General features: G+C 73.7%; 20 protein-coding genes. 5 read left to right on the top strand and 15 right to left on the bottom strand.

All coding sequences use genetic code 11. The features are described 5' to 3' along the window. Positions 1 to 132: 132 nt before the first annotated feature. The 6 genes from IEZ00_RS18505 to IEZ00_RS18480 form a co-directional block, all read right to left on the bottom strand. Positions 133 to 1,578: an FAD-dependent oxidoreductase gene (locus IEZ00_RS18505; RefSeq protein ID WP_189224518.1), complete on the bottom strand. Its 1,446-nt coding sequence runs from the start codon at positions 1,576 to 1,578 to the stop codon at positions 133 to 135. Further along, a complete protein-coding gene (locus IEZ00_RS18500) occupies positions 1,575 to 3,590 on the bottom strand; it encodes a molybdopterin oxidoreductase family protein (protein WP_373293160.1) in 2,016 nt (671 codons plus the stop codon). The genes IEZ00_RS18505 and IEZ00_RS18500 overlap by 4 nt, the downstream gene beginning before the upstream one ends. 148 nt (positions 3,591 to 3,738) lie before the next feature. Next, positions 3,739 to 4,536 carry a TIGR02569 family protein gene (locus tag IEZ00_RS18495; protein WP_189224517.1) on the bottom strand — a complete coding sequence of 266 codons (798 nt, stop codon included), beginning with the start codon at positions 4,534 to 4,536 and terminating at the stop codon, positions 3,739 to 3,741. 456 nt (positions 4,537 to 4,992) lie between these two features. After that, positions 4,993 to 6,165 carry an adenylyltransferase/sulfurtransferase MoeZ gene (gene moeZ, locus IEZ00_RS18490; protein WP_189224516.1) on the bottom strand — a complete coding sequence of 391 codons (1,173 nt, stop codon included), beginning with the start codon at positions 6,163 to 6,165 and terminating at the stop codon, positions 4,993 to 4,995. A gap of 99 nt (positions 6,166 to 6,264) precedes the next feature. Continuing rightward, positions 6,265 to 7,305: a DUF3152 domain-containing protein gene (locus IEZ00_RS18485; protein ID WP_189224515.1), complete on the bottom strand. Its 1,041-nt coding sequence runs from the start codon at positions 7,303 to 7,305 to the stop codon at positions 6,265 to 6,267. A 159-nt stretch (positions 7,306 to 7,464) separates the two neighbouring features. Beyond that, positions 7,465 to 8,520, bottom strand: a complete 1,056-nt coding sequence (locus IEZ00_RS18480) for an alpha/beta fold hydrolase (protein WP_229795869.1) — start codon at positions 8,518 to 8,520, stop codon at positions 7,465 to 7,467. Positions 8,521 to 8,656: 136 nt separating this feature from the next. On the opposite strand from IEZ00_RS18480, the gene IEZ00_RS18475 reads away from it, so the two are divergent. After that, complete coding sequence (locus tag IEZ00_RS18475) at positions 8,657 to 9,304, top strand: TetR/AcrR family transcriptional regulator (RefSeq protein ID WP_189224513.1); 648 nt, start codon at positions 8,657 to 8,659, stop codon at positions 9,302 to 9,304. 176 nt (positions 9,305 to 9,480) lie between these two features. Here the strand turns inward: IEZ00_RS18475 and IEZ00_RS18470 are convergent, their stop codons facing one another. Beyond that, the gene (locus IEZ00_RS18470) at positions 9,481 to 10,338 is read right to left on the bottom strand and encodes an alpha/beta fold hydrolase (protein WP_189224512.1); all 858 of its coding nucleotides are present in this window, start codon (positions 10,336 to 10,338) and stop codon (positions 9,481 to 9,483) included. 60 nt (positions 10,339 to 10,398) lie between these two features. Between IEZ00_RS18470 and IEZ00_RS18465 the strand changes: the two genes are divergently transcribed. After that, a complete protein-coding gene (locus IEZ00_RS18465; RefSeq protein WP_189224511.1) occupies positions 10,399 to 11,124 on the top strand; it encodes a TetR/AcrR family transcriptional regulator in 726 nt (241 codons plus the stop codon). Between the two features lie 66 nt (positions 11,125 to 11,190). Here IEZ00_RS18465 and IEZ00_RS18460 read toward each other — a convergent pair whose 3' ends face one another. Then, positions 11,191 to 11,421 (bottom strand): DUF3107 domain-containing protein, encoded by a 231-nt coding sequence (locus IEZ00_RS18460; RefSeq protein WP_189224510.1) that lies wholly within the window; start codon positions 11,419 to 11,421, stop codon positions 11,191 to 11,193. A gap of 66 nt (positions 11,422 to 11,487) precedes the next feature. Then, positions 11,488 to 12,165 carry a ferritin-like fold-containing protein gene (locus tag IEZ00_RS18455; protein WP_189224509.1) on the bottom strand — a complete coding sequence of 226 codons (678 nt, stop codon included), beginning with the start codon at positions 12,163 to 12,165 and terminating at the stop codon, positions 11,488 to 11,490. Between the two features lie 344 nt (positions 12,166 to 12,509). Here IEZ00_RS18455 and IEZ00_RS18450 point away from each other — a divergent pair, with 344 nt between their 5' ends. From IEZ00_RS18450 to IEZ00_RS18440, 3 genes are read left to right on the top strand one after another with little or no spacing between them, the layout of a single operon-like run. After that, a complete protein-coding gene (locus IEZ00_RS18450) occupies positions 12,510 to 14,189 on the top strand; it encodes a DEAD/DEAH box helicase (RefSeq protein ID WP_189224600.1) in 1,680 nt (559 codons plus the stop codon). Positions 14,190 to 14,223: 34 nt separating this feature from the next. Further along, positions 14,224 to 15,543, top strand: a complete 1,320-nt coding sequence (locus IEZ00_RS18445; RefSeq protein ID WP_189224508.1) for an Rv3212 family protein — start codon at positions 14,224 to 14,226, stop codon at positions 15,541 to 15,543. Positions 15,544 to 15,557: 14 nt separating this feature from the next. Then, positions 15,558 to 16,433: an alpha/beta fold hydrolase gene (locus IEZ00_RS18440; RefSeq protein ID WP_189224507.1), complete on the top strand. Its 876-nt coding sequence runs from the start codon at positions 15,558 to 15,560 to the stop codon at positions 16,431 to 16,433. Between the two features lie 13 nt (positions 16,434 to 16,446). On the opposite strand, the gene IEZ00_RS18435 is transcribed toward IEZ00_RS18440, so the two are convergent. The 6 genes from IEZ00_RS18435 to IEZ00_RS18410 all read right to left on the bottom strand — a co-directional run bounded on the left by IEZ00_RS18435 (position 16,447) and on the right by IEZ00_RS18410 (position 21,001). After that, positions 16,447 to 16,752 (bottom strand): hypothetical protein, encoded by a 306-nt coding sequence (locus tag IEZ00_RS18435; protein ID WP_189224506.1) that lies wholly within the window; start codon positions 16,750 to 16,752, stop codon positions 16,447 to 16,449. Between the two features lie 40 nt (positions 16,753 to 16,792). Then, complete coding sequence (locus IEZ00_RS18430) at positions 16,793 to 17,632, bottom strand: RecB family exonuclease (RefSeq protein ID WP_189224505.1); 840 nt, start codon at positions 17,630 to 17,632, stop codon at positions 16,793 to 16,795. Between the two features lie 62 nt (positions 17,633 to 17,694). Continuing rightward, positions 17,695 to 18,552 (bottom strand): PHP domain-containing protein, encoded by an 858-nt coding sequence (locus tag IEZ00_RS18425; protein ID WP_189224504.1) that lies wholly within the window; start codon positions 18,550 to 18,552, stop codon positions 17,695 to 17,697. Between the two features lie 14 nt (positions 18,553 to 18,566). Continuing rightward, the gene (locus IEZ00_RS18420; protein WP_189224503.1) at positions 18,567 to 19,127 is read right to left on the bottom strand and encodes a PH domain-containing protein; all 561 of its coding nucleotides are present in this window, start codon (positions 19,125 to 19,127) and stop codon (positions 18,567 to 18,569) included. Between the two features lie 38 nt (positions 19,128 to 19,165). Continuing rightward, positions 19,166 to 19,324, bottom strand: coding sequence for a hypothetical protein (locus IEZ00_RS18415; RefSeq protein WP_189224502.1), 159 nt, complete (start codon positions 19,322 to 19,324; stop codon positions 19,166 to 19,168). 570 nt (positions 19,325 to 19,894) lie between these two features. Continuing rightward, positions 19,895 to 21,001, bottom strand: coding sequence for a DUF2332 domain-containing protein (locus IEZ00_RS18410; protein WP_189224501.1), 1,107 nt, complete (start codon positions 20,999 to 21,001; stop codon positions 19,895 to 19,897).

Here is a 21,001-nt window from a genome sequence, read left to right as displayed (position 1 = left end):
TTCGGCGCTCGCGGTTTCCACCACCGTGCTCATCGGACCTCCCGGACCTGTGGTTCTGGTTGCCGGAAACCTAGGAAAGCCGCATTACCCCGGTGTTGGACCGCGTGTCGCGGGCGGCAACTCCCCCGCACATCAGACGGGCTGGGGCTGTGAGGCGGCCAGCCAGTCGACGATGCCGCACACCGCGTCCTTGCAGCCGCCGCAGCCGGTGGTCGCGCGGGTGGCCTCGGCCAGCGCCGACACCGTCGTCGCGCCCGCCCGCCACGCGCCCACCAGCTGGCCCTTGCTGACCGTGTTGCACCGGCACACCACGGCGCTGGAAGGCAGGTCGGCGGGGCTGGCGGTGGCGGACTCGCCGGGCAGGGCGCGGCCCAGCAGCAGCGCCAGCCGGTCGGTCGGCGCGGGCAGGCCCCGGTCGTAGAGCTGGGTGATGGCCGCCGCCGCGTCCGGCGCGCCGAGCACGATCGCGCCGGTCACCCGGTCGTCGCGCAGCACCAGCTTGGCGTACCGGCCGCGCGCCGGGTCCTGGAAGCACAGCACCTCCGCGTCCGGGGCGTCCACCTCCACGTGCACGTCGCCCAGCGCGGCCAGGTCCACGTCGCGCGCCTTGAGCCGGGTGACCACGGTGGTGCCCCGGTAGCGGGCGGCGGGCGCGGTCCCGGTGAGCCGGTCGGCCAGCACCGCCGCCTGGTCCCACGCGGGCTGCACCAGGCCGGACACCGTGCCGACGTGCTGGGCGCAGTCGCCGATGGCGTGCACCCTGGGGTCGCTGGTGCGCAGCGCGTCGTCGACCAGCACACCCCGGTCGACCTCGATGCCCGCCTCGGCGGCCAGCGCCGTCTGCGCCCGCACCCCCGCCGAGACCACCACCAGCTCGGCGGGCACGCGCGTGCCGTCGTCCAGCGCCAGCCCCTCGCCGGGCAGGTACTCCGCGGCCAGCGCGCCGAGCCGGAACTCGATGCCCAGCCCGGTCAGCGTGCGCGCCAGCACCCGGCCCGCGCCCGCGTCGAGCTGGCGCTCCATCAGGTGGCCGACCGGGTGCACCACGGTCACCAGGCAGCCGCGCGCGGCCAGCCCGCGCGCCGCCTCCAGCCCCAGCAGGCCGCCGCCCAGCACCGCCACCGGCGCGCCGGGGCCCGCCGCCGCGATGATCCGCTCGCAGTCGTCCAGCGACCGGAACGCCACCACGCCCGGCGCGGGCGTGCCGTCGGCGTCCACCAGCCCCTTCGTCGGCGGCAGCCACGAGCGCGCGCCCGTGGCCAGCACCAGCGCGTCGTAGGCGACCTCGGTGTCGTCCACGTGCACCACCCGGCGGGTCCGGTCGATCTTGCCCACCGACCCGCCCAGCCGCAGGTCCACGCGCTGGCGGGCGGCCCAGTCCGGGTCGTGCAGCCGCACCGCGTCGGCGGGCAGCGACCCCGCCACCACGCTGGAGAGCAGCACCCGGTTGTAGGCCGGGTGCGCCTCGTCGCCCAGCACGGTCAGCGCGACCCGCTCGGCCTCCGGGTCGCGGCGGCGGATCTCGTCGGCCAGCCGGGCCCCGGCCATGCCGTAGCCCACGATGACGACCTTCCTCATACCGGCTCCAATCGGACAGCGCAGACCTTGAACTCGGGCATCCGGCTGGTCGGGTCCAGCACCGGGTTGGTCAGCAGGTTCGCCCGCCCCTCGCCGGGGAAGTGGAAGGGCAGGAACACCACGTCCAGGCGCATGGAGGGCACGCACCGCACGCGCGCCACGGTCCGGCCGCGCCGCGACACCACCGCGCTGAGCTGCCCCTCGGCCAGCCCGGCCCTGGTGGCGGTGTCGGGGTGCACCTCGACGTAGGTCTCCGGCTCGGCCTCGGCCAGCTCCCTGACCAGGCGCGTCTGCGCGCCGGACTGGTAGTGCCGCAGGACCCGGCCGGTGGTCGCCTGCAGCGGGTACTCCGCGTCGGGCAGCTCGGCGGGCCCCCGGTGGTCCACCGGCACGAACCGGGCCCGCCCGTCCGGGTGCGCGAACCGGTCCAGGAACAGCCGGGGGGTGCTGTCCACCACGACCGGCCAGTGCAGCGCCTCCCCGCGCCGCAGCCGCTCGTAGCTGACCCCGGAGTAGTCGGCCGGGCCGCCCCTGGACGCCTCCCGCAGCTCCTCGAACACCACCTCGGGCTCGGTCGGGAACCGCTCGGCGGGCTGCCCCAACCGGACCGCCAGGCCGTGCAGCACGTCCAGGTCGCTGCGCACGCCCTCCGGCGGCGCGACCGCCCGCTGCCGCAGCAGCACGCGGCCCTCCAGGTTGGTCATGGTGCCGCTCTCCTCGGCCCACTGGGTCACCGGCAGCACCACGTCGGCCAGCGCCGCGGTCTCCGACAGCACCAGGTCGGCCACCACCAGCAGGTCCAGCGCGGCCAGCCGGTCGGCGACGTGCGCGGCGCGGGGCGCGGAGACCACCACGTTGCTGCCGAACACCAGCAGCGCCTTCGGCCCGCCGGGCTGCCCCAGCGCGTCCAGCAGCTCGTAGGCCGACCGGCCGGGACCGGGCAGCTCGTCCACGCCCCACACCTTCCGCACGTGCTCGCGCGCCAGCGGGTCGTCGATCTTGCGGTAGCCGGGCAGCTGGTCGGCCTTCTGGCCGTGCTCGCGCCCGCCCTGGCCGTTGCCCTGGCCGGTGAGGCAGCCGTAGCCGGAGCCCTCCCGGCCGGGCAGGCCCAGCGCCAGCGCCAGGTTGATCCACGCCGAGACGGTGTCCGAGCCGCTGGCGTGCTGCTCGGTCCCGCGACCGGTGAGCACGTACGCGCCGCGCGCCTCGGCCAGCACCCGCACGGCGGCGCGCTGGTCGGCCACCGGCACGCCGGTCACCCGCTCCACCCGCTCCGGCCACCAGCTCGCCGCGATCCGCCATGCCGCGTCGAACCCGGTGGTGCGCTCGCGCCGGTAGTCCTCGTCCAGGTGGCCGTCGGCGACCGCGACGTGCAGCAGGCCCAGCGCGAGCGCCAGGTCGGTGCCCGGCGCGGGCTGCAGGTGCAGGGTGGCCAGCTCGGCGGTGGCGGTGCGGCGCGGGTCGACCACGATCAGCTCGGCGCCGCGCAGGTGCTGCACGAACGGCGGCATCGTCTCGGCCGGGTTGCCGCCGACCAGCAGCACCGCGCCCGCGCCGTCGAGGTCGGTGACCGGGAACGGCATCCCCCGGTCCAGGCCGAACGCCCTGTTGCCCGCCGCCGCCGCGCTGGACATGCAGAACCGGCCGTTGTAGTCGATCTGCGAGGTGCCCAGCGCGACGCGGGCGAACTTGCCCAGCAGGTAGGACTTCTCGTTGGTCAGCCCGCCGCCGCCGAACACGCCCACCGCGTCCGGCCCGTGCTCGGCGCGCAGCCGCCGCAGCCCGTCGGCGACCACGTCGAGGGCTTCGTCCCAGGTGGCGGGCCGCAGCTCGCCGTCCCGGCGGACCAGCGGCGTGGTCAGCCGGGCGGGCGAGGTGAGCAGCTCGGCGGCGGTCCACCCCTTCTGGCACAGGCCGCCGCGGTTGGTCGGGAACTCCCTCGGCGACACCTTGCCGCCGGTGATGGACATCGCGCACTGCAGCGCGCAGTACGGGCAGTGGGTGTCGGTCACCTGGCCGACGGTAAGAACGGGCTGTTAACGCCGCGCCGTGGTGTGTTTCCTCCGTGCGAACTTGCCTGCTCATCCCGCGCCGCACGGCGGTGAGGATCGCTCGGTGAGGTAGCGGCGAGGGGTGGTGCTGAGGGGTAGTGGCGAGGGCTTACAGCAGGCTGATGACCTGCGCCGCCACCTGCTCCAGCCCGGCCAGCGACCGCGTGCTCGACCGCGCGTGCATCGCGTGCACGGCCAGGCGGAACAGGGTCGCGCGCAGCAGCGCCTGCGGCCACTCGGCCAGGTGAGCCCAGCGCCGCAGGATGCCGGGGTCGGCACCGCCCCAGGCCAGCGCGTCGACCACGACCACCGCGGCGGCCCACTCGGCGGGACGCCAGTAGGCGGTGAAGTCGATGATCGCGGGCGCGGCGTCCCCGGCGAACAGCACGTTGCCGAACAGGTCGCCGTGCACGACCTGCGGCTTGAGGGTGACCGGCTTGCGGTAGGCGGCGAGCAGCTCGAACAGCCGACCACCCAGCTCGGGGTTGAGGTCGACGTCCTCCTCGTCCCAGGCGCACCGGTCGGCGCGGGCGAACAGGCCGTTGCGGGCGTCGAGGAAGCGCGGCCGGGGCAGCCCGGCGGTGGCCTGGTGCAGCCGCACGGCCACGGACACGACCTCGTCGTGGCGCGGCTCGGCCCGGCCTGCCAGGTACTTGGTGGCCGCCCACCCGCCGACCACGTAGCGGCCGTCGGTCGAGCGGAGGGGGCGGGCGACGCGCAGGTCGTCCACGGTGAGCGCGTCGAGGGTCTTGGCGACCCAGGTCGCCTCGGCGGGGTTGCCCGCCGGGCGGATCGCGGCGTCGCCGCACCGCCAGGCGGGGCCGCCGTCGATCAACTCCGGCACGGCGTCCCTCGCGCCGAACGCGGCACGCACGTGCGACGGCGGTGGTTCCGGAGTGGTGCTCACGGCACGGCACGCTACCTGCAACAGCGGTCGCGGTGGTGGAAGCGGGGCGGCCCCGTGTTGCACCACCCCGCATTCGGCGTAACCGCATTAATGCGGTCTGGCGCACCTCGGCCCCCGCGAACGGCCACCACCCCGCCCCAACCACCGGCTGACAGTGCCGAAACACTCAGCCCACCGTGCCCCGAACCCTCAACCCATCGTGTCCGAACGCCCAGTTCGCACTGCCTGAACGCTCAACTCGCTGTGCCTGAAGGCGCGACTCGCGGTGCCTGAACGCGCGACTCGCGCGAACGGGTGGGCACGACGGAACCGGCGGAGGCCAGGTGGGCACCACGCGAGGCCGCGTCGGCCTGTCGGAATGCCTTTCCCGCCGATCACGCTTTTCGATCGGCGGGAAACGCGTCCCGATGGGCCGACTTCCAGGCGGCCTCGCCGCCGCGCCGGAGGCGCGGCAATTCAGTACTGCGGCAGGCTGGGGTCGATCTCGCGGGCCCAGGCCAGGACGCCACCGCCGACGTGGACGGCGTCCTTGAAGCCCGCGCGGTGCAGGGCGGCCAGCGCCTCCGCCGAACGGGCGCCGGACTTGCAGTGCAGGACGACCTGCTTGTCCTGCGGCAGTTCCGCCAGCGCCTCGCCGGAGAGGATGCGGTCCTTGGGGATCAGCACCGAGCCGGGAATCTTCACGATCTCGTACTCGTGCGGCTCCCGGACGTCGACCAGCAGGAAGTTCTCACCGCTGTCCTGCTTCTGCTTCAGCTCCAGCGGGGTGATGGTGCTGCCCGCCGCCGCCTGCTGGGCGTCGTCGGAGACCACGCCGCAGAACGCCTCGTAGTCGATCAGCTCGGTGATCTTGGGGCTCTCCGGGTCCTTGCGGATCTTGATGGTCCGGTACGACATCTCCAGGGCGTCGTAGACCATCAGCCGACCCAGCAGCGGCTCGCCGATGCCGGTCAGCAGCTTGATCGCCTCGGTCACCATGACCGAGCCGATCGACGCGCACAGCACGCCCAGCACACCGCCCTCGGCGCAGGAGGGGACCATGCCGGGCGGCGGGGGCTCGGGGTAGAGGTCGCGGTAGTTCAGGCCCAGCCCGTCCGGCGCGTCCTCCCAGAACACGCTGACCTGGCCCTCGAACCGGAAGATCGAGCCCCACACGTACGGCTTGCCCAGCAGCACCGCCGCGTCGTTGACCAGGTACCGGGTGGCGAAGTTGTCCGTGCCGTCCAGGATCAGGTCGTAGTCGCGGAAGATGTCGAGCACGTTCTCCGAGTTCAGGTGCACCTGGTGCAGGTTCACCTTCACGAACGGGTTGATCTCCGCGATCGAGTCGCGGGCCGACTCCGCCTTGGGCTTGCCGATGTCGGACTGGCCGTGGATGACCTGGCGCTGCAGGTTGGACTCGTCGACCACGTCGAAGTCGACGATGCCCAGCGTGCCCACGCCCGCCGCGGCCAGGTAGAGCAGCGCCGGGCTGCCCAGGCCGCCCGCGCCGACCACCAGGACCTTCGCGTTCTTCAGCCGCTTCTGCCCGTCGACCCCGACATCCGGGATGATCAGGTGGCGGCTGTACCGCGCGACTTCTTCCTTGGTCAGCTCCGCTGCGGGCTCCACGAGCGGCGGAAGCGCCATCTGATCCTCCTCGACGAAACATGTCCTACGCAGATGGACAACACCAGACTGCCCCGCCGTCTTCCCGCGTGGGAAGTCGTCCCACCCAGTGGGCAGGGGCTACTTGGGCGCCACCGGGAACGCGTTGGCGGTGCAGACCTTGCCGTCCGCGGCCACCACACCGCGATTGCTCGCGTCGACCTCGTTGAGCCGGGCGACGTAGTCGTTGGCCACACCGAAGGTCTGCTGCATCATCACGGGCGCGGGCTGGCCGTTGCCCCTGCAGCCCTCGTGCCCCTTGCCGATGGCGTGCCCGACCTCGTGGTTGATGGCGTACTGCCGGTAGCTGGACAGGTCGTTGCTGAACGCCTTCGCCCCGCGCACCCACCGCGCCGTGTTGATCACCACCCGCTTGGTGGTCCGGTCCCAGCACGAGGACTCGTACTGGATCTGGAAACCGCACAGCTGGTGCGTGGTGTTCGTGCTGGTCAGACTGATGACGAAATCGGCCCTCCCGGCGTCGTCGACGCGCCGCATGGCGACCTGGCCGGTGCCCACCCAGCTGCGGACGTCGGAGAGGAAGCCGTCGATGGTGCGCGCGAACGCGTCCCGGTCGCCGTTGTAGTCCTGCGGGTCGATGCCGTCCTCGATCGCGATCGCGTACTCCACCAGCACGCCCGAGCCCACCGGGTTCGTGCTGCCCGGCACCACCTGCCAGGTGCCCGTGCCCTGCTCGGAGAACTTCGGCCCGTCGGGCAGCACGGCGGTCGGGATGTCGACCAGGTCGGCGTTGGACGGCGGCGTCTCGTTCACCGTGGGCAACTCGGGCTGCGAGGAGGACGCGGCCGGTCCGTCCTGCGCCAGCGGGGACTGCCCACCGCCGTTGGCGCCCCCCGGCGCGGTGCTGTCCAGCACCACCAGCACGGTCAGCACCAGCAGCACCGGCAGGGCGTAGATGCGCCAGCCGTAGTTGCCGACCAGGCCCTTCACACCCCGACGACGCTTGCGGTGACCAACGCCGCCTGCGACGGGCTCCCAGGAAGCCGCCAGCGGCTCCCCCGCGGTGCGACGCGTGCCGCGGCGGTAGCGGTCCTCGGAGAGCGTCGGCCGGGCTCCCGCGGAAGGCGTCGGGTCACGCCGTTCCTCAGACGTCCGGTTCACGTCAGACAGGGTGCCACACCCGGACGGGCGGAGTTGCCCTCGGACAGCGGCGGCCGGTGGGGAGCGGGGCGGAGCGCGGGGCCATCTTCGTGGTCATACCCCCATTATCGAACAGGTGTTCGACTGGCTTGAGCTCCCCATCGAGTGAACCTTTCCCGGTCACCAAGCGCTCCGCTCGACCGCCTCCCACATCCCGACCACCGCGCGGGCCACCGACACCGGCCGCTCCATCTGCGCCACGTGCCCGGTCCTGGGCAGCACCAGCAGCCGCCCGCGCGGCAGCAGCCGGGCCACCCTCGGCGCCTTGCGCACGCTGACCAGGCGGTCCTCGGTGCCCCACACCACCAGCGACGGCGCGGCGACCTTCGGCAGCAGCAGCCACATCGACTTCGACCGGGGCACCAGCCAGCTGCGGATCAGCTCCACCGTGCTGCGGCCCAGCGCGTCGCCCGCCCACGCCTGCGCGGCCCGCTCGGCGTACTCCCGCTCGCTCTCCGCGATGCGGTGCTCCGGCACCAGGCTCGGATCGGCGAAGCACAGCCGCAGCATCTGGTCGGCGCGCTCGCGCGGGGTGACCGCGGCCAGCCTGCGGCGCACCGGCGTGCCCAGCACCGGCACGTACGCCAGCGGCAGCCGGGGGTCCGACACCCGGCGCAGGCTCGGCCGCAGGTCCGGCACGGCGGGCGAGACCAGCGTCAGGGTCCGCACCAGCTCCGGCCGGGTGGCCGCGACGATCAGCGCGATCGCCCCGCCCATGGAGTTGCCGAACAGGTCGACCGGCCCCCGGCCCAAGCCCGCCACGTACGCCGCCACCACCTCGGCGTGGCTGGTCATGCCGAAGGTGTAGCCGTCGACGGGCTCGGAGCGGCCGAACCCCGGCAGGTCCAGGGCGTGCCCCTCGGCGTGACCGGACAGCTGGGCGGCCAGGTCGGTCCAGTTGGTCGCCGAACCACCCAGGCCGTGCACGTAGACGGCGGTCCTCCCGGCGGACCCCGCAGAGGGGCCCGCAGAGGGGCCCGCAGAGGGGCCCGCAGAGGGGCCCGCAGAGGGGCCCGCAGAGGGGCCGGGAGTGCGCCGGACGTGCACGCGGTGGCCGTCGACCTCGACGTAGTCACCAGGCCACGGCTGGATCGTTGTGTCCAGCGGAGGTAGCGACTGGGTGGACAGGGGCACGTGGGTGATGGCGGTTCTGCTCGCCTCCAGGGCGTCGGTCACCGCCTCAGGATGCCTGCTCCCGCCCCCGGTGAAACGACGAGCTTCCCGGATCGCTCCTACCAGCGAGTAAGGTTGCCGACGAGCCGGCGGGGCATCCCCTAACCGGTTCCGCGATGATCGGTTGGCTGGAGGCACCATGACGGAGACGGCCCAGACCGCGGTCGGGCACCAGGGCACGGCGGCAGGACGGGGTGTTCGGCTGCCACGCACCGCCCGACGTGCCCAGTTGCTGGCCGCGGCGCAGGACGTGTTCGTGAACAACGGTTACCACGCCGCCGCGATGGACGAGATCGCCGAGCGCGCGGGCGTCAGCAAGCCGGTGCTCTACCAGCACTTCCCCGGCAAGCTGGAACTCTACATGGCGCTGCTGGAGTCCCACGTGGACGAACTGGTCGGCCGGGTGCGCGACGCGCTGGCGTCCACCACCGACAACAAGCAGCGGGTCAAAGCCGCCGTCGCCGCCTTCTACGACTTCGTCGACGGCGAAGGCCAGGCGTTCCGCATGGTGTTCGAATCCGACCTGCGCGGCGAGCCCGCCGTGGCGCAGGCCGTGGAGCGGGCGACCACCGACAGCGTGGACGCCATCACCGAGACGATCACCGTCGACGCGGGCCTCGACGAGCACCGCGCCCGCCTGCTCGCGGTCGGCCTGGTCGGGTTGAGCCAGGTCACCGCCCGCGCCTGGCTGGCCGACGACCGCAAGCTGAGCAAGGAGGACGCCGTCTCCCTGATCTCCAACCTCGCCTGGCGCGGCATCGGCGGCGGCTTTCCGTTGCAGCATTGACCCGGCTTCGCCGGGTCGGGCTCGGCCGCCTGGAAGTCGGCCCATCGGCACGCGTTTCGGAAAAATCGAAGGGCGTGATTTTTCCGAAAGGCATGCCGACAGGCCGACGCGGCCTCGCGTGGGGGTCACCGAGGCCGTCGCGTGGAGTGGGGGTCTCGGGGCCGTCGCGTGGAGGGTCAGCTCGGCAGCAGGCGGGTGATGTGGGTGGTGACGGCTGCGGGGCGTTCCAGGGGGAGCATGTGGCCCGCGCCGGGGTAGATCGCCAGTTCGGCGTGGGGGAGTTCGTCGGCTAGGACCCGGGCGTGGGCCAGCGGGGTGAGGCGGTCCTCGGTGCCCGCCAGGACGACGCAGGGGATGCCCGCCAGTTCGGCCAGCGCCTTGCGGCGGTCGTGCTCGTCGAGGGAGTCGCGGAAGGCCACCATGCTCGCGGGGTGGCAGCGGCCCACCATGGCGGCGGTGCGCGCCACGTGCCGCCGGTCCGCGTCGCGGCCGAACAGGAGCCAGCGCAGTCCGGGGCGGGCCAGGCCGGGGCGGCGCATCAGGTGCGGTCGTCGGAGCTCGGCGATGCGGCGGTTCGCCGCCTTCTCGCCTGCCAGGACGGCGCGGGCGACGGCGCCGGGCAGGCCCAGGGTGCCGCCCGCCAGCTCGCCGCAGGAGGTGGCCACCAGCACCACCCCGACGACGCGGTCCAGCAGCTCGGGGTGCCGCTCGGCCAGCGCCATGACCGTCATGCCGCCCATGGAGTGCCCGGCCAGCAGCACCCGCCCCGAGGGCACCCGGTCGGCGAGCAGCTCGGCCAGGTCGTCGGCGCACTGGGCGATGGTCGCCGAGCCGGGGGGCGCGGGCGCGGAAGCGCCGTGGCCGCGGTGGTCGTAGCGCAGCACCCGGCCCGGCAGCCCGGCCGCGACCAGGTCCCACGACGTGTGGTCGAGCGTCCAGCCGTGCAGCAGTACGGTGGTCGTCCCCGCGTCGCGCGGGCCGGTGTCGACGACGCGCAGCGCGGTGCCGTCGGCGGTGGTGAACCGGAACTCCATGCCCCCTCGAACGAGTTACTGCTACTCAAGGTAACGGTTACTTCTGGTAGCGTTCGTCACATGGGGCGAGCTGTCAAGGGTGCGGGCGGGACCGACGCGCGCCGGGAGCGCTGGAAGGGCCACCGCGAGGCGCGGCGGGCGGAGTTCGTGGAGGCCACCATCCGCGCGGTGGCCGCGCACGGCCCCGACGTCGGCATGGACGAGATCGCCCACGAGGCCGGGGTCAGCAAGCCGGTGCTGTACCGCCACTTCGCGGACAAGTCCGACCTGTACCTGGCGGTCGGGCAGCGGGGCACCGAGATGCTGATGGACCGGCTCGGCCCCGCGCTGGCCCAGGACGGCCCGATCCGGCTGCGGATCAGCCGGATCGTGGACGCCTACCTGTCGGTCATCGAGGAGCACCCGAACCTGTACCGGTTCGTGGTGCGCGGCTCGTTCACCGACCGCCCGGTCGAGCAGGACGTGGTCGGCGAGGACAAGGCGATGATCGCCGCCGCGCTGGCCCGGCTGCTCGGCGACTACCTGCGCGCGTTCGGCCTGGACTCCGGCGGCGCCGAGCCGTGGGCGCACGCGCTGGTCGGCATGGTGCAGAACGCGGGCGACTGGTGGCTGGACCGCCAGTCCATGACGCGGGCGAGCCTGAGCGACTACCTGACCACGATCATCTGGCACGCCCTCGACGGGCTGCTGCGCTCCGCGGGCGTGGAACTCGACCCCGACGCGCCGCTGACCGGGGGATTCTCCGAGGAGCCGCGGTTGCGGCTGGTGAACGGGGAGCGGACGTGACGCCGTCCGCCATCGGCTGAGCTTGTCCGGACGGGGGATGTCACTCCCCCGTCCGGGCGGTCGCTCTCAGGCGCCCGCGACGAAGCCGACCCGACGCGAGTCGCTCGGGCCGATCTCCACGTAGGCGATGCGCGCCGTGGGCACCACGAACCGGGCGCCCTTCTGGTCGACCAGCGTGAGCTGCCCGCTGCCGTCCTTCAACGCGGCCGCGACCAGCGACTCCACCTCGTCGGGGGTGAGACCGCTGGACACCACGAGCTCCCGCGGGCTGTCCGCGACGCCGACCCTGACCTCCACGCTGACCTCCGTGCGCGTTGATGACGCCGCCGAACGGCGGCCGTCAGACAACTGTCGGAACCAACCCTAGCCGAGCCCGAGGGCCGTCATGCGCCGCGTGTGGCTCTGCTGCAGCCGCCGGAACAGCGCCGCGATGCCCGCCAGGTCGCCCGAGCCGCGCACGATCAGCTCGGCCAGCCCGTCCCGCTCCGCCACCACGTACTGGGCCTGCGTCAACGCCTCACCCAGCAGCCTGCGGCCCCACAGGACGAGCCGGTCGCGCAGCTTCGGGTCGGCGTCGCAGGCCGCCCGGACTTCGCGCTCGGCGAACGCGGAGTGGCCGGTGTCGGCCAGCACGGCCAGCACCAGCTCCCTGGTCGGCTCGTCGAGCCACTCGGCGACCTCGCGGTAGAAGTCCGCCGCCAGCCCGTCGCCGACGTAGGCCTTGACCAGCGACTCCGCCCACGTCTTGGGCGCGGTGGAGGCGTGGAAGTTGTCGAAGCCCGCGACGAACGGCGCCATCGCCCGCTCCACCGAGCGGCCGTGGTCGGCCAGGTGGCGCTCCAGCAGCGCGTAGTGCCCGATCTCCGCCGCCGCCATGGCCGACAGCGCGGCGCGCCCGGCCAGCGTCGGCGCGGTCCGCGCGTCCTCGGCCATCCGGTCGAAGGCCGACAGCTCGCCGTACGCCAGCGCGCCGAGCAGGTCGACGACCCCCTCCGGGATCTCGCCGGTGCCCACCGCCTGTGCCGCCTCCACCTCGCTCATGCGACCGAGCCTAGTCGGTGGGCATGTCCGCACCGCCGCGCCCGAGCCCGGCTCGTTCCGGTCCGAACGGCCTAGTCACCGGGTAGACTGGCACTTCGACAAGCCCGGCGCTCGACGCCGCGCGGCCCCGACGGGGATTCGCGGCGGTGCCGACGGGCGATCACGGCGGCACCGTGCCGCCTGGTGAGGGTGCGCGCACAAACCTCGCAAGCCCTCCCGCGCCACGCCCGGTCCCCTTCGCGGACCGCGAGGCGGACGCGGTCGAGCGGCCCGTACAGGCCGTGCGCGCTGGTACGAGAGAGGCGATCATCCTGACCGCGACGAACGAACAAGACCTGGACCCGGTGGCCCTGGAGCACAGCGAGGCCGGAGTCCCCGACGAGGACACCTCCCGACCGCTGGTGGCGGACGCCCCGGTCAGCCCGCTGGCCCCGACCTTCGCCGAGCTGGGCGTGCGCGAGGAGATCGTGCGCGCGCTGGCCGAGGCGGGCATCGAGCGCACCTTCGCCATCCAGGAGCTGACGCTGCCGCTGGCGCTGGCGGGCGACGACGTGATCGGCCAGGCGCGCACCGGCACCGGCAAGACCCTGGGCTTCGGCATCCCGCTGCTGCAGCGGCTGACCACCCCCGGCGACGGCACGCCGCAGGCGCTGGTCGTGGTGCCCACCCGCGAGCTGTGCCTGCAGGTCACCCACGACCTGACCGACGCCGCCAAGCACATGGGCGTGCGCGTGCTTGCCATCTACGGCGGACGTCCCTACGAGCCGCAGATCGCCGCCCTGCGCAAGGGCGTGGACGTGGTCGTGGGCACCCCCGGCAGGCTGCTCGACCTGGCCGAGCAGCGCCACCTGGTGCTGGGCAAGGTCCGCAACCTGGTGCTGGACGAGGCCGACGAGATGCTCGACCTGGGCTTCCTGCCCGACATCGAGCGCATCCTGCGGATGGTCCCCGAGCAGCGGCAGACCATGCTGTTCTCGGCCACCATGCCCGGCCCGATCATCACGCTGGCCCGCACCTTCCTCAACCAGCCCACGCACGTGCGCGCCGAGGAGAACGACGCGGGCGCGGTGCACGAGCGCACCGAGCAGTTCGTCTACCGGGCGCACGCGCTGGACAAGACCGAGCTGCTGGCGCGCGCCCTCCAGGCCCGCGACCGGGGCCTGTCGATGATCTTCACCCGCACCAAGCGCACCGCCCAGAAGGTCGCCGACGACCTGGTCGAGCGCGGGTTCGCGGCCGCCGCGGTGCACGGCGACCTGGGCCAGGGCGCCCGCGAGCAGGCGCTGCGCGCGTTCCGCTCCGGCAAGATCGACGTGCTGGTGGCCACCGACGTGGCCGCGCGCGGCATCGACGTCGAGGGCGTCACGCACGTGATCAACTACCAGTGCCCCGAGGACGAGAAGACCTACGTCCACCGCATCGGCCGCACCGGTCGCGCGGGCCGCACCGGCGTGGCGATCACCCTGGTCGACTGGGACGAGGCGGCGCGCTGGAAGTCCATCAGCGACGCGCTGGGGCTGGACAAGCCCGAGCCGGTGGAGACCTACTCGACCTCCGACCACCTGTTCGCCGACCTGGGCATCCCGGCGGGCTCGACGGGCAGGCTGCCGCTGGGCATGCGCACCCGCGCGGGCCTGGGCGCCGAGCCGGAGGAGAAGCTCGACGACGACCGCAAGTCCCGCAAGCGGCGGCGCGGCGGGCGCGGCTCGTCCTCCGGCGAGGGCGAGGCGGCCTCCAGCGCGCCCGGCCAGTCCGGCCAGTCCGGCCAGTCCGGCGAGTCCGGCGAGTCCGGCGAGGAGCGCGCCACCCGGCCCCGGCGCAGGCGGCGCAGCCGAGGCGGCGTGGTCTCGGGCGCGGCCGGCGAGGCGGCCGAGCAGCAGGAGCAGCGGGCCGAGCCCGCGCAGGTGCCCTCGGGGTCCTCCGACGCCCCGGCGGGCGAGGCCGAGCGGCCCCGGCGGCGCAGGCGTCGCCGGGTCTCCGGGGAGCCTGGTGGTTCCGCCGAGGCGACCCCCTCGGCAGACTGACCGACGACATCGGGCGAGCAGCGGGAGCCGGGCAGTGAGCCAGCCGGAGCAGGCGGAGTCGAACGGGCGGGCAGTGCTGGAGGGGGACGTGCTGGGGGAGGACGTGCTGGAGCCTGCCGCTCCGCAGGACGACCCCCCTCCGCCCGCCCGCTCGTGGCGGACCGGGCGCGACTTCGCCGCGGTCGCCCTGCTGGTGGTCGCCGTGCTGGTGGCGGGCTTCCTGGTCTGGCGGACCAGCGACGCCCGCGGCACGATCTCCCAGGTCGGGCCGAGCACGATCACCCCGCTGCCGCCCGCCACCGTGCTGCCGCCCACCCTGGGCGAGGTGTGGCGGGCGCCCAGCGGCGCCACCCGGACCCCGGTCGCGCTGGACTCCGTGGTGGTCACCGCCGACGGCGGCGAGGTGCTGGGGCGGGACGCGGCCAGCGGCGAGGTGCGCTGGCGCTACCAGCGCGACCTGCCGCTGTGCACGGTCAGCAGCGCGTGGGGCCGGGTCTTCACCGTCTACCACAAGGGCACCAACTGCTCGGAGATCACCACGCTGGACGCGGCCTCGGGCAGGCGCGGCCCCCAGCGCAACGGCGACGCCGAGATGGGCACCCGGCTGCTCGACGAGGGCTCGCACGTGGTGACCACCGGCGGCGAGTACTTCGAGGTCTACCGCCGCGACGACCTGGTGCGGTCGCTGGAGTACGGCGAGCTGCGCGCGATCGTCAACCCCAACAAGCAGCCCCGCACCGGCTGCGACTACGGCTCCTTCGCGGTCACCGGCGGCAAGGTCGCGGTGATCGAGCGCTGCTACGCGATGGACACCGCCGACCGGCTGACCGTGCTCAAGCCCAACCCGGAGAAGTCCGACGAGCCCCAGGTGCTGGCCAGCGTCGTGGTCGGCGCCAAGGGCGCGCGGGTGATCGCGGTGACCGCCAACCGGGTCGCCGTGGCGCTGCCGGGCAAGCTGGTCGTGTTCGACGCCGACACCGGCGGCCTGATCAGCGAGTACCCGGTGCCGATCTCGGCCGAGGAGCTGGCGGGCGACCCGCCCGGCCGGGTGGTGACCACCACGACCAGCACCGCGAACGTGTACTGGTTCACCGGGTCGCGCACGGTCGCGCTCAACCCGGTGGAGCTGAACCCGGTGTGGACCGCCGAGGGCACCCTCGGCTCGGGCACCACGCTGGCGGGCAGGCTGCTGGTGCCGGTGCCCGCCGGGCTGAAGGTGCTCGACCAGGTCAACGGCGCGGAGATCGGCACCATCGCGGTGGACCGGGACGGGTACGACGGCGTGGTGGAGATGGCCACCGAAGGGCCGCTGGTGCTGGAGCAGCGGGGGTCCGAGCTGGTCGCGCTGCGGTGAGGCAGACTGCTGCCGTGCACTCCCAGCTCAGCCCGCACCACGCCCAGCGCGTCGACCTGCCCGGCAGGCACGGCCCGGTCGCGGCCCTGCGCGCGCCCGCGACCGGCCCCGACCTCGGGGCCACGGCTCTGCTCGTGCCCGGCTACACCGGCTCCAAGGAGGACTTCGCGCCCCTGCTGGACCCGATCGCCGAGGCGGGGCTGGAGGCCGTCGCCATCGACCTGCCCGGCCAGTACGAGTCGGCCGGGCCCGCGCGGGAGCAGGACTACCACCCGGCCCCGCTGGGCGCGGCGCTGGCGGAGCTGGTGGAGAAGCTGGCCTCGGACGGCAGGCGGGTGCTGCTGCTGGGCCACTCCTACGGCGGGCTGGTGGCGCGGGGCGCGGTGCTGGCGGGCGCGCCGGTGTCCGGGCTGACGCTGATGGCGTCGGGGCCCTCCGAGCTGCCGCCGGGGCTGCGGCGCACCGCGCTGGACCAGGGCGAGCTGGCCATGCGGGACAAGGGCCTGGAAGAGGCGCAGCGGATCAACGAGGCCCGGCTCGCGCACAACCCGCGGTGGGCGGCGATGCCGCAGCGGCTGAAGGACTTCTACCGGGAGCGGTTCCTGCGCTCGACGCCCGAGGGCCTGCTGGGCATGGGCGCTGCGCTGCGCGCGGAGCCGGACCTGGTGGCCAAGCTGGGCCGGGCGCTGCACGCCGCGGGCGTGCCGTGCCTGGTGGTGTGCGGGGAGCTGGACGACGCCTGGTCGGCGGCCAGCCAGCGGGACATGGCCGAGCGGCTGGACGCCGACTTCGCCGTGCTGCCCGGCGTGCTGCACTCGCCGAACACCGAGGCCCCGGAGGCGCTGCTGGGCACCCTGCTGCCGACCTGGCGGACCTGGCTGGAGCAGTGAGACCTGCCGGGGGCTAAGCCCACCAGAACAGCCACAGCGCCACCGCGCCCGCCACGACCACCAGCAGGCTCAGCGCCGCCGCGGGCCAGCCCCTCCTGCGGTCGGCCAGCAGCTGCGCGACCACCGCGATCACGGCGGCCAGCACGTGCCCCAGCACCACGTCCAGGCCGGGGCCGGGCAGGTCCCTGGTGCCCGCGTAGACCTGCACGCCGATCATCACCAGCGCCAGCAGCACCAGGCCCGCGGCGAAGGCGCCGCTGAGGCCCCGCCAGACCCTGGCCAGCCGGGGCTCCGGCAGGTCGGTCTCCACTGTCGTCACGGATCTCCCCCTACGGTGCGGGCAAGCTACTGGCGGGCGGTCATGGTGCCAGCAGCGCCCACGGCTCCAGCGCGGGCGCGGCCTGCTGCCCCTCCGGGCAGCTGCGCCGGAAGTCGCACCACCCGCACCGCCTGCCGGTGCGCGGTGGGAACAGCACGTCGCGGTCGCCGCCCGCCGCCAGGGTGTCCCCGGCCAGCGCCAGCTCGTCGGCGGCTTCCTCGGCGCGGGCGACGTGCCTGCCCAGGCTCTCCTCGGTGTGCTCCCAGACCGCGACCTCGCCGGTCGGCAGGTGGTGCAGCTCCACCCGGTGGCAGGGCTTGCGCAGCGTCCGCCGCGCCGCCAGCGCGTACAGGGCAAGCGCTTGCGAGCCCCGCGCGTCGTCCACCGTCAGCGCGTGCCTGCCGGTCTTGTAGTCCACGATGACCAGCTCGCCGTCGCGCAGGTCGATGCGGTCCACCCGGCCCTCGGCGACGATCTTCGAGGTGGGGGTGGACACCCAGCGCTCGACGCCGATCGGGTCGACCGAGGTGTCGAGCTCGGCGACGTAGTCGCGCACCCAGACCACCGCGCGGTCGCGGTAGCGGGCCGCCTGCTCGGCGTCGCGGAAGCCGTCGTCCTTCCACTGCCGGTGCAGCAGCGCCACCGCCTGCTCGGGGCTGCGCCGGTCGGCGGGCAGGTCGAACAGCGCCTTGAGGGCGTTGTGCACCACCGCGCCCAGCGTGCTGTGCGCCCAGGCCCCGCCGCGCGGCGGGGTGGGGCGGTCCAGGTAGGCCATGCGGAAGCGGCGCGGGCAGTCCGTCCACGTGGCCAGCTTGGCCGGGGTGACCCGGACCAGCTTGCGCGGCTGCGCGCCGAAGTCGAACCCGAGCTGCTCCTGCACGGCACCACGCTACCGACAGGGACCGACAGCCCTCCACCGCCCCGCCCCGCCGGGCAGCGCGGTCAGCCGACCAGGACCTTGCAGCCGGTGGCGCGGTCGGCGATGGCGTCGAGCACCTCCGGTGACGTGGTCTCCGCGCCGAGCCGGACGGTCTTGTTGGTGCCGTGGTAGTCGCTGGACCCGGTGACCAGCAGCCCCAGCTCCTTGGCCAGGCCGCGCAGCCGGTCGCGGGTGGGCGCGTCGTGGTCGGGGTGGTCGACCTCCACGCCCGCCAGGCCGAGCGCCGCCAGGTCCGCCACGACCTGCTCGGTGACGACGGGCCCCCGCGAGCGGGCGAAGGGGTGCGCCAGCACGGTCACCCCGCCCGCGTCGCGGATCATCTCGATGGCGCGGGCCACCGGGGTGTCGGTGCGCGGCACGTAGTAGCGGCCGCCGGTCAGGTACTTGGCGAACGCCTCGTCCACGCTGTCCACCACGCCCGCCCTGATCAGCGCCATGGCCAGGTGGGGGCGACCGGCGGGGGCGTCCTCGGGCATCGAGGCCATCAGCTCGTCCGGGTCGATCGGGAAGCCGTCCTCCACCATGCGCACGGCCATCCGGCGCAGCCGCTGCCTGCGCTCCAGGCGCAGCCGCAGCTGCTCCTCGACCAGGGCGGGCGAGGTCGGGTCGTGCAGGTAGGCCAGCAGGTGGACGGTGATCACCCGGCCCCGACCGTCGTCCGACGCGCAGGACAGCTCCGCGCCTCGCACCAGGCGCAGCCCGGCGGGCAGCGCGGCAGCGGCCTCGGACCAGCCCGCCGCGGTGTCGTGATCGGTGATCGCGATCGCGTGCAGGCCGGCGGCGGAGGCCGCCGCCACCAGCGCGGCGGGGGTGTCGGTGCCGTCGGACTCGGTCGAGTGGGTGTGCAGGTCGATGCGCACCCGACCAGTCTGACCTACGGGACCATCTTCTTCCCGCGGGCCGCCCGCTGAGCCTTGATCATCGAGAAGCGCTCGGCCTGCGCCTTCTTGTCGCCGAAGGTCAACTCGGAGATCGCGTCGTAGACCTCCTCGGGGTTGGGCAGGTACTCGATCCGGTTCAACGCCTGGATCTGACCCGCCGACTCGACGACCAGGGTGCCGAAGCCGAACATGCGTCCCAGCACCGAGCGCTCGTAGGTGAGGTCGGTGACCTTGCTGATCGGCATCATGGCGACCTTGGTCTCGAAGACCCCCGAGGAGATCATGAACCTCTTGTCGGTGACCACGATCCGCTCCACCCACCACTCCATGACGAAGTAGGCCAGCCGGAGCACCACGAACAGCGAGGCGTACCAGAGGATGTTCTGGATCAGCCCCATGTTGTCCGGCAGCAGGTAGGAGATCATCATGGCGCCCGCCATCAGGGCCAGCGCCTCCAGAAGATCACCGAGCAGGGTGCTCCAGTGCCTGCGTACCCGGATGACCCGACGCTCCGTGGGCAGGAGGTACTCGTCTGGGTCTCGTGGTGCGAACATGCCTTCGACCTCTCGCCGTGGGGGAGGAGCCGGGCGACTCAGAACAATTGTTTCACGAAGGTGATCAGCGCCTCGGCGGCTTCCCTCAGCGTGTTCAGGATGTTCTGCACCACCAGAGCCGCCTGCTGCGGCTCGGCGATGAGGAAGAACAGGAGCAAGCCGACCCCGGCGAAAGTGAGAATCTTCTTCAGATTCACGGCGATCATCCCCGTTCGCTACCCGCACCCGTTTGGCGCCAGTGAAAACCGTTGTACCGCACTCCACGGCACGTTGGGAGCTTTGTACCGCACTTGGGTCAGCGGACTGCACCGCCGAACCGGTGTGGCTACTCTCCGCGATCGTGACGCTTGGCAATCGATTCCCGGTTCGCCGGGTCGGCGGTGTCGACCGGACCCCGCACCAGTGATCACTCCGCGTAGACAGCCGCAATCCTCCAGGTGAGGGACCCCGCCCCACCCCCGTCGGCCGAACGGTCGCCGGGACCGCCGGTGACCAGGCGAGGCGGCGGTCGGGATCGCGCGAACGACCACTCTGCGTGATTGTTCTAGACCACTACGGCCGTGTGCCCACCAACCGGCTCCCGGCCGCCCACGGCGCGAACGACCACCCCTGCCAGGTGCGATCCGGTGGCCCCCGAGCGGGCGACGAGCCCCCGAACGCGCGCCCGACGGCTACTGCGATCTTGGCCACAATCCGGCCCGAGCGCGACCTTCCAGGGGGTCGCGCCGATCAACTTCGCCCGATCGAGTGTGCGTTCGGCGCGCGTTTCAAGGGGTCTCCGGCAGCCACACGAGGCGCTGGCCGTGCAGCGCGGTCCTCGCCAGCGCCTGCGCCCGCACCACCTCGCCGCCCTCGAAGCGGACCAGGCCCAGCACGCCGAAGGTGCCCCCGCCCGGACCGGGCCGCAGGTCCTCGCGGTCGGGCAGCACGTGCACCAGGCCGTTGGCGAACCCCTCGTGGCTGATCCACCACACCGGCCTGCCCAGCCCGGCCAGCGCCGCGACGAACCGCTCCCCCTCCAGGTAGGCCAGCACGCTGCTGGTCAGCACCACCAGCGGCAGCTCGTCGGGCACCCGCGCCGCGGCCCGCCCCAGGTCCGCCACCGCGTCGCCGACGACGAACTCCGGCGGGGACTTGCGCTGCACCGCCGCCGCCACCCCGAACAGCCGCAACCGCTCCGGCTGGTCCGCCCAGACGCACGCCTCCAGCCAGGCGTAGGTGTCCTCGTCGGCCAGGTCCGCGGGCGCGCGGTCCAGGCCGACCTTGGCGGCGACCTTGACCGACTTGGGCAGCTTGGGCAGCCGCGCGCCGGGCGCCAGCTCCAGCGCGCAGTGCAGGCCCACCGCCGCCTTCGCGGGCCCGGCGGCCAGCTGGCCCGCCTGCTCGGTCTGGTACCGGTAGCCGTACTTGTCCAGGTTGAGCAGCAGCCCCGCCGAGCAGCCGACCTCCAGCAGCCCCACCGGTCCCCGGACCGCCGCGTTCACCGCCGCCACCGCCGGGTAGACCAGCGCGGCGCGGCGCACCTCGTTGGTCTGCGTGGTGCGGCTCGCGATCAGCGCGCGCATCCGGTCCGCCCGCTCCAGCACGAACTCCCGGAACAGCGGCCAGGTGCGCTCGTCCACCCCGTGCGTGCCGCCCAGCGAGGGGTAGTAGCTCGACAGCGGGTGGAACGGCTCGGCCTGCACCAGCCGGTGCGCCGCCGCCAGCAGCAGCGTGCCGTGCGCGAACCGCTCCTCGGCGGCGGTGAGCAGGCCCGCCACCTCCGGGTCGTCCGCCGCGCCGCGGCCGAGGTGCTCGTAGAGCGGCGACACCCCCGCCGCCTCGCGCTCGGCGAACCAGGCCAACCGGCGGCGCACCACGTCCAACGGGGTCAC

The organism is Saccharothrix coeruleofusca (assembly GCF_014648515.1).
Classification (GTDB): Bacteria; Actinomycetota; Actinomycetes; order Mycobacteriales; family Pseudonocardiaceae; genus Actinosynnema; species Actinosynnema coeruleofuscum.
This window is presented reverse-complemented; position numbering and strand designations above follow the sequence as displayed.

What these genes read in the sequence shown, in the direction of transcription:
- IEZ00_RS18505 (WP_189224518.1), bottom strand. Translation starts at nt 1,578, where the DNA reads ATGAGGAAGGTCGTCATCGTGGGCTACGGCATGGCCGGGGCCCGGCTG.
- IEZ00_RS18475 (WP_189224513.1), top strand. Translation starts at nt 8,657, where the DNA reads ATGACGGAGACGGCCCAGACCGCGGTCGGGCACCAGGGCACGGCGGCA.
- IEZ00_RS18465 (WP_189224511.1), top strand. Translation starts at nt 10,399, where the DNA reads ATGGGGCGAGCTGTCAAGGGTGCGGGCGGGACCGACGCGCGCCGGGAG.
- moeZ (WP_189224516.1), bottom strand. Translation starts at nt 6,165, where the DNA reads ATGGCGCTTCCGCCGCTCGTGGAGCCCGCAGCGGAGCTGACCAAGGAA.
- IEZ00_RS18470 (WP_189224512.1), bottom strand. Translation starts at nt 10,338, where the DNA reads ATGGAGTTCCGGTTCACCACCGCCGACGGCACCGCGCTGCGCGTCGTC.
- IEZ00_RS18455 (WP_189224509.1), bottom strand. Translation starts at nt 12,165, where the DNA reads ATGAGCGAGGTGGAGGCGGCACAGGCGGTGGGCACCGGCGAGATCCCG.
- IEZ00_RS18420 (WP_189224503.1), bottom strand. Translation starts at nt 19,127, where the DNA reads ATGTTCGCACCACGAGACCCAGACGAGTACCTCCTGCCCACGGAGCGT.